We start from the raw sequence: 6136 nt of genomic DNA on the forward strand, positions 1-6136 counted from the left end.
ACTTAGAATAATCTAACTTAAGATTTAAGAGACTGTTTACAATGTAATAACTAGTTATTATTTAATTGATTAGCGCTCTTCTTTTACAGCTAAAACGATTGCTTTTCAATTTCATCTTTGCATGAACGGATTTCATTAGAAATATATTGTTTTAAATGGTTTAGATCATCCATCTCTTTTTCTAATGTATTATTTTCTTTCATTAGCTCGCTAATTTGATAATTAAAACTATCATTGCGCCTATCGTGTTCGTCGATTGCAATGCCCAAATGATATTCATCATCAAGCTTGATTTTGAATTTTTCAAATGCTTCATGCGCATTCATAATATCTAACATTTCTCGTCTACATTCTAAATCATGTAGAAATGCATTTGTTACATTTAACAATCTTTGTTTCTCTTCGATTGTTATAAGATTAGATTTGATTTTATCACCCAATTTTTGGAGCTTATGATCAATTTTTTTGTCAACCGCTTTTAAATAGTTCATGTGATTTTGAGCAGATGATACATTTTCATTTGAGTCATCAACAATTTGTTTTACTCGCATGGTTTTCTTAATTGGAGTACCATTTTTGTCTTCAACAGATCTTACGTGTCCAATGATTTCAAAGTCAGCATGTTTATTAGGATTAGAAATAGGTGATAGTGTTAAAAAGTCTCCTTTAAAAATAGAATCTTTAGTAAATGGAATTGTAAGAATATCTGTTGTTCCTTCTATTAAGTCACAATACATTTGATCCTCGATTGTAATACTAAAGTTGTAGCCAATAATTAATGACATAATTTTTCCTCCTTGTGGTTTTACGGTTTAATCATATCCTAATGTATTTAATCTTTTTAATATATGAGACTGGTTCCCCGAATGCAGTTGATTTATCTAGGTTTAAGTCTTACTATGTATGTAATAAATGAAAATGGGAGAATAGTCTCATAACTTGTGATGGCTTTGATTTTGTATTCTATAATAAATACGAAAAGGAGATATTTGGTATGGAAAAATTTAATACACAAAAAAATTTAAAAAAGAAAACAATTCGATATGTGGAGAGAATGATTGAATTGATTAAGTTTACGCATTATCCGCGTACCAAAGAAGATATCGCAAAATTTTTATATGAAGATAATTTAATGAATAAGAATAAAGAAATCAATGAATATTTAAAACGGGATGAAAACAGTGTATTTCAAATATTTGATACAGATATTCCGGTACATTTTTATGAGCAGAAAGAAGAGGGGCAAAGAAAATCAACTTGGATATCTGGTTCAAAATCAGATGAGTTAGATACGATTCATCCTGTATTTGTAGCTTTAAATGCCACAGAAGTATATCAATTGACTGAAGTTTTACTTTTGAGTGCTTATATAAATGATTTTGAATATTTTGAACAGTATAAAAACATTGTTAGAAAAATCAAAAAACAATTATCACCATATATGTCTTCAAAAATCAATTGGAAATGGTTAGATAAAAAACAAGATGATAAAGGAGAATCGAATCTAAATGTGCCTGGTTTTAATGTAAATAGTGCAGATCGTTTTTCTTTAGATAAAGATCATGACAGATATGTTGAGGATAAAGAATTTTATGATGATTATTGGAATACGATTGAAGACTTTATTTCTAATGTTACTTATGGAACATTAGAAAATGCTGTATCATTGATGAAGTATATGCATTTGCCTAAGACACGTAAAGAAATTAATGATTTCATGGGAATGAATGTATTTTCAAAAGAGATTACGTTGAAAGGTGGTAGTGGAAACCAGCCTCGATCTAAACAAAGAGGATATTGGAAAAGTTTGAATCATGATTCAGATTATTATTTTTTGAACGTTGCGTTTCCGTTCTGTAAAGCTTTATGTGTTTTTAAAGGAAATAAGAAGACGAGTTATGTGTCTACTGCTGGAACTGTAAAAGCCATCTATTATAGTGAAGATATTGATGAAAATGCAAATGCCAATGAATTAGAAGATGGTGATCCTACTAAAGAATATATTAAAGAATTAAAGGAAAATGATTATCGTCAAGAATTATATTTTAGAGAAAATTTAGACGATACTGAAGAATTCGATAAACCAATACAAAGGCAAAATAAAGCACTATATGCTCAACAATCAGTTCATCCAATTTTTTTGGTTTTATCAATGGAAGAAGTCTATTTGTTGACGCTACGTTTATTAGCGTTGTCTGAAAAGTGCTTTAAGGAAGTAACTAATGATAGTAGTGATATAAAATATTGTCGTATGCTCGGTGTAGAACGTGATATAACAGGTGCTATATATAATAATATTGTGACAAAGATTTATCATCAATTATCAAGTTATGCAAGAAATGTTTTAGATGAATACGCAAAAAAAGTTGATGTGAATTATCAAGATGATGTTTTTTTATCTTATTTAAAACAACTAAAAAAAGATGATTATAATGGGTATATTAAAAGTTATTGTTCTGAACGATACTATAATCGACAATATGGAATTGTAACAGAAAGTTTATCAACTTTAAATAAAATGGGATCATTTACACGACTTGATACTGAGGATGGTATTGTAGTAGGAAAAGTAGATTTAGATTTTGAAAATCAAAAACCAGTCTACTATGCAGTAGATAAAAATGGAAACAGGCATAAAATTAAAACACAGTCTTAATAAATAATTTGAAAGATTGAAGATGGGGAATTAATCTCAGAATTCAATCTTTTTATTTTTTTCTTATAGACTAAGGGTGTAGGAGGTATAAAAAATATGAACAACGCAAAGTATATTTTATTTGTATATGGAACTCTTAAGAAAAATGAAAGAGCTCATGATTTATTGGAAAATTCCCAATGTTTAGGAAAGGGTATTATTAAAGGATATAAAAAAATAGATATGGTTTATTATCCTGGGATTGTTGTTTGTGAAAATGAAACTGTAGAGGGAGAGGTTTATCAAATTGATGAAGAAACCAAAAGAAATGTTGATGTATATGAGTGTGAAGGGTATTTGTTTAAATGTGTAGATGTCGATATATATGTAAATCAAGAAGTATTAAAAGGTATTGTATATGAATATATCGGGCATGATGAAAAATAAATGCAAGATAAAACAAATGATTATTCACAAAAATCTACTTATACAAATAATTAAAATTGGTGCCCACAGGGAGAAAAAATATACTCCTTTGTGGGTGTTTTTTGTGATAGTAATTGATCGGATTGATTTGAATAAATTCTAAGTACGAAAATTGTAATTAACTTTTTAAATGGGAAACTAGTCTCATACTTCTGATTGTTTAGAAGATTCGATTTAGAATGAAGGCGTAATCAAAGAGGAGAAAAAATTGATGTGAAGAATGATTCTACTATTGTTACAAATGATGTAGATGGGGAATCAGTCTCACAAAAAACTTTTGATTTATATATCGCGATATGATTAAGCCGTGAAAACGACGACGAGGAGGTAAGAAAGGATGAGGCTATGGAGTATTAAAGTGTTGATGGCTTTGAAAATTGCAAGTCTATTTAAAAAAGATATTCTGTGTCATCTAGTTGTATTGATGACTTCTTTGTTAGCAAATTGATTTTAAATTTTATTTTATACGAAAAGGAGGAAATTATTATGAGTATAAATAAATGTAGAATTGCAGGTATTGTAGCTGAAGAACCAAGAATTTGTAAGGATGATTTTTACAAAGAGGGTTTAGAAATTGTTTTGGATATTGATCGATACGATATCCCTAAGTTTGAACGAATTAAATGTGTGATTGTTGACAAAGATTTAATCACAAGAGCACAAGATTCAATTCAAGCTGGAGATTATTTTGTGGCAACAGGACGACTTGCTTGTTTTGAATATATTAGAACTCAAGTTATGAAGTGTCCACATTGTGGTGAAGTGAGTACGCGTTCAAGACGTGCAAAACGCACAGATATTATCCTAGATGATTTTGAGGTTTCACCCGGATCCATATTTCCAGATTCAGTAGGAATAAATTCCGTTTCTATAAGTGGAGTCATTCCAAATCCGATCAAGACAAGCTTAAACCATACATGGTTCTCAGTAGCTAATAATCGTCCTAAAGCAGCACAAGAGATTTTAAAGGAATCGATTACAGAAAAAATTAAATCGGGTACTGAACGGTTAAATCTAGTTTATGTGCATGGATTTCATAGAATTGCTGAAATAATGAACGATTCTATACATCAAAAAGATCGAATTGTTGTATCTGGATACATAAGTGAACATCTTGAACGTTATAAGATTCCATTTCGATGCAAACATTGTGGTGAATATTCAGATCAGTATTTTGAATATCCAGTATATGTAGTTATCGCAAGAAGTGTAAGACAGGATTTGGATTATATTCCAAGTTCAAATGCGACAGAATTAAATCAATACAATTTAGATTAGGAAAGTTGAGGAAAAAAACTATGAAACATACAAACGAAAAAGTTTTAATGAGTGTAATTGCAGGAATGACTGCTTTACAAGGTGTAAGTTCAAACATGATGAATATTAGTGCTACAACGAGTCATGTTGCGTATGTTAAACAAACAATGACAAAATCTGATGAATTAGAATCTAAACTACATGATTCTCAGAAAACTACGGAAGACAAAAAGATTGCTGTTGATTCAGCAAAGGGAGCTTCTAACGTCGCTTCTAAGCAGGTTGAAATTGTACAGGCTGCTTATGATGCTCGTGATGCAGCAGTAAAACAAAACTATCAAACAACATATGATGCAATCATGAACGAATTGCAACCTATTCTTAATGAAATCGAATCGTTAGAAACACAAATCAATGATTCTAAAAAAGAATTAGAAGAACAAACAACGTTGAATGAACAAGCTTCTGCTAATTTAGAACAGGCTCAAAAAGATTTGGATGCAAAGAAGACTGAACTGGCAGAACTTCAAAACAAGCTTGCTTCTTTAGGAGACGTTGCAGATTTAACAACAGCGTTGGAAACAGCAAAATCCGAACAAGCAACAGCAAATGAAACCTTGACTTCAGCACAGGAAAAAGCAGATGCTGCTAACACTGAATTGACGAACGCAATTGCGGATGCAGAAGCGAAAAAGGTGGCTGTTGAAGAAGCTTCAGTTGCATATAATAATGCAGTGGCTGACGTTACTGTAAAAACAAATATTGTTGCTGAAAAACAAGCCGTTGTTGATCAGTTTGAAGATGAAAACGGTATTGAGAACGCAAAGGCAGAATTAGAAACTGCTCAAGCTGACTTGGCAACAGCTCAAAATAATGTAACAGCGTTGTCAGAAGCAATGACACAGGCTCAAACAGCTTACGATGCAGCTGTTAACGTTCAACAGACTGCACAAACAAATTATGAATTAGCTGTTGGAGAATTAGAAACAGCAAAAACAAACTTGGCGAATGCACAGGAATCATTAAACAAAGCTCAAACTGACTACGATGCAAATCAAAAAGAAATTGAAGCCAAGAATAATGAAATCTCAGCTTTAAACACACAGATTGCGAATGCTCAAAGTGAAGTTGACAAAGCTCAAGCAGATTACGACAAAGCCTTGAACGACTACAACAGCACTTCCAGCCCTTTGGAACAGGCAAAGAAGAATCTTGCTGATTTTGAATCCAAGTACGCTACAGAGTTAAGTCGCTTGACAGCTGGAAGTAAAGGATATTTCGAATCCCTTGGCTGCTACGACGCTCTAAAAGAGATTTTCAATGTGAACAACGCTTTTCCAAGTCGAGGCGAACTGGCTTCTTATACACATATGGGACAGGCTGGAGATGCAACAAGTCTAGAAAATATGCAGGCTAGTATTGCTTACTTAAAAGAATACGACAAGCTTCGTAAACAGAATGGCTTGTCTACACCAAAAGTAAGCATGGCTGCTATGGCTGTTGCTCAGGTCAATGCTAACTACGCACAGGCAGAAGGCAATCACTCCGGCGTATATGGATATTCTGAAAACCTTGCATGGGGATATGGAGAAGCAGGAACAGGAGCAAGTCCATTTAGAGGCTGGTACGACTTGATGCTAGTATATTTATAGGACAGGTAAAACATCTCGAATTTGATTTGATAAGGAACCAATCACATTAAAAATAGAATGAGATATTGAACATGACTGTCCTGGATATTGTAGATTCTTGTGCATA

5 protein-coding genes are annotated in these 6136 nt (G+C 32.1%); 4 read left to right on the forward strand and 1 reads right to left on the reverse strand.

Translation table 11 applies throughout. The features are described from left to right. Positions 1-89 precede the first annotated feature (89 nt). Positions 90-785 carry a hypothetical protein gene (locus tag FYJ55_RS04835; protein WP_154555878.1) on the reverse strand — a complete coding sequence of 232 codons (696 nt, stop codon included), beginning with the start codon at positions 783-785 and terminating at the stop codon, positions 90-92. 209 nt (positions 786-994) lie between these two features. Here FYJ55_RS04835 and FYJ55_RS04840 point away from each other — a divergent pair, with 209 nt between their 5' ends. From FYJ55_RS04840 to FYJ55_RS04855, 4 genes are all read left to right on the forward strand, one after another. Continuing rightward, positions 995-2656: a hypothetical protein gene (locus tag FYJ55_RS04840; protein WP_154555879.1), complete on the forward strand. Its 1662-nt coding sequence runs from the start codon at positions 995-997 to the stop codon at positions 2654-2656. A 96-nt stretch (positions 2657-2752) separates the two neighbouring features. Then, positions 2753-3082: a gamma-glutamylcyclotransferase family protein gene (locus FYJ55_RS04845; protein ID WP_154555880.1), complete on the forward strand. Its 330-nt coding sequence runs from the start codon at positions 2753-2755 to the stop codon at positions 3080-3082. Between the two features lie 525 nt (positions 3083-3607). Then, complete coding sequence (locus tag FYJ55_RS04850; RefSeq protein WP_154555881.1) at positions 3608-4399, forward strand: hypothetical protein; 792 nt, start codon at positions 3608-3610, stop codon at positions 4397-4399. 20 nt (positions 4400-4419) lie between these two features. Continuing rightward, a complete protein-coding gene (locus FYJ55_RS04855; protein ID WP_154555882.1) occupies positions 4420-6030 on the forward strand; it encodes a coiled-coil domain-containing protein in 1611 nt (536 codons plus the stop codon). Positions 6031-6136 lie beyond the last annotated feature (106 nt).

Source organism: Holdemanella porci (assembly GCF_009696075.1).
GTDB classification, from domain to species: Bacteria; Bacillota_I; Bacilli_A; order Erysipelotrichales; family Erysipelotrichaceae; genus Holdemanella; species Holdemanella porci.

Coding starts and splice junctions, on each gene's coding strand:
- FYJ55_RS04855 (WP_154555882.1), top strand. CDS start 4,420: ATGAAACATACAAACGAAAAAGTTTTAATGAGTGTAATTGCAGGAATG.
- FYJ55_RS04850 (WP_154555881.1), top strand. CDS start 3,608: ATGAGTATAAATAAATGTAGAATTGCAGGTATTGTAGCTGAAGAACCA.
- FYJ55_RS04845 (WP_154555880.1), top strand. CDS start 2,753: ATGAACAACGCAAAGTATATTTTATTTGTATATGGAACTCTTAAGAAA.
- FYJ55_RS04835 (WP_154555878.1), bottom strand. CDS start 785: ATGTCATTAATTATTGGCTACAACTTTAGTATTACAATCGAGGATCAA.
- FYJ55_RS04840 (WP_154555879.1), top strand. CDS start 995: ATGGAAAAATTTAATACACAAAAAAATTTAAAAAAGAAAACAATTCGA.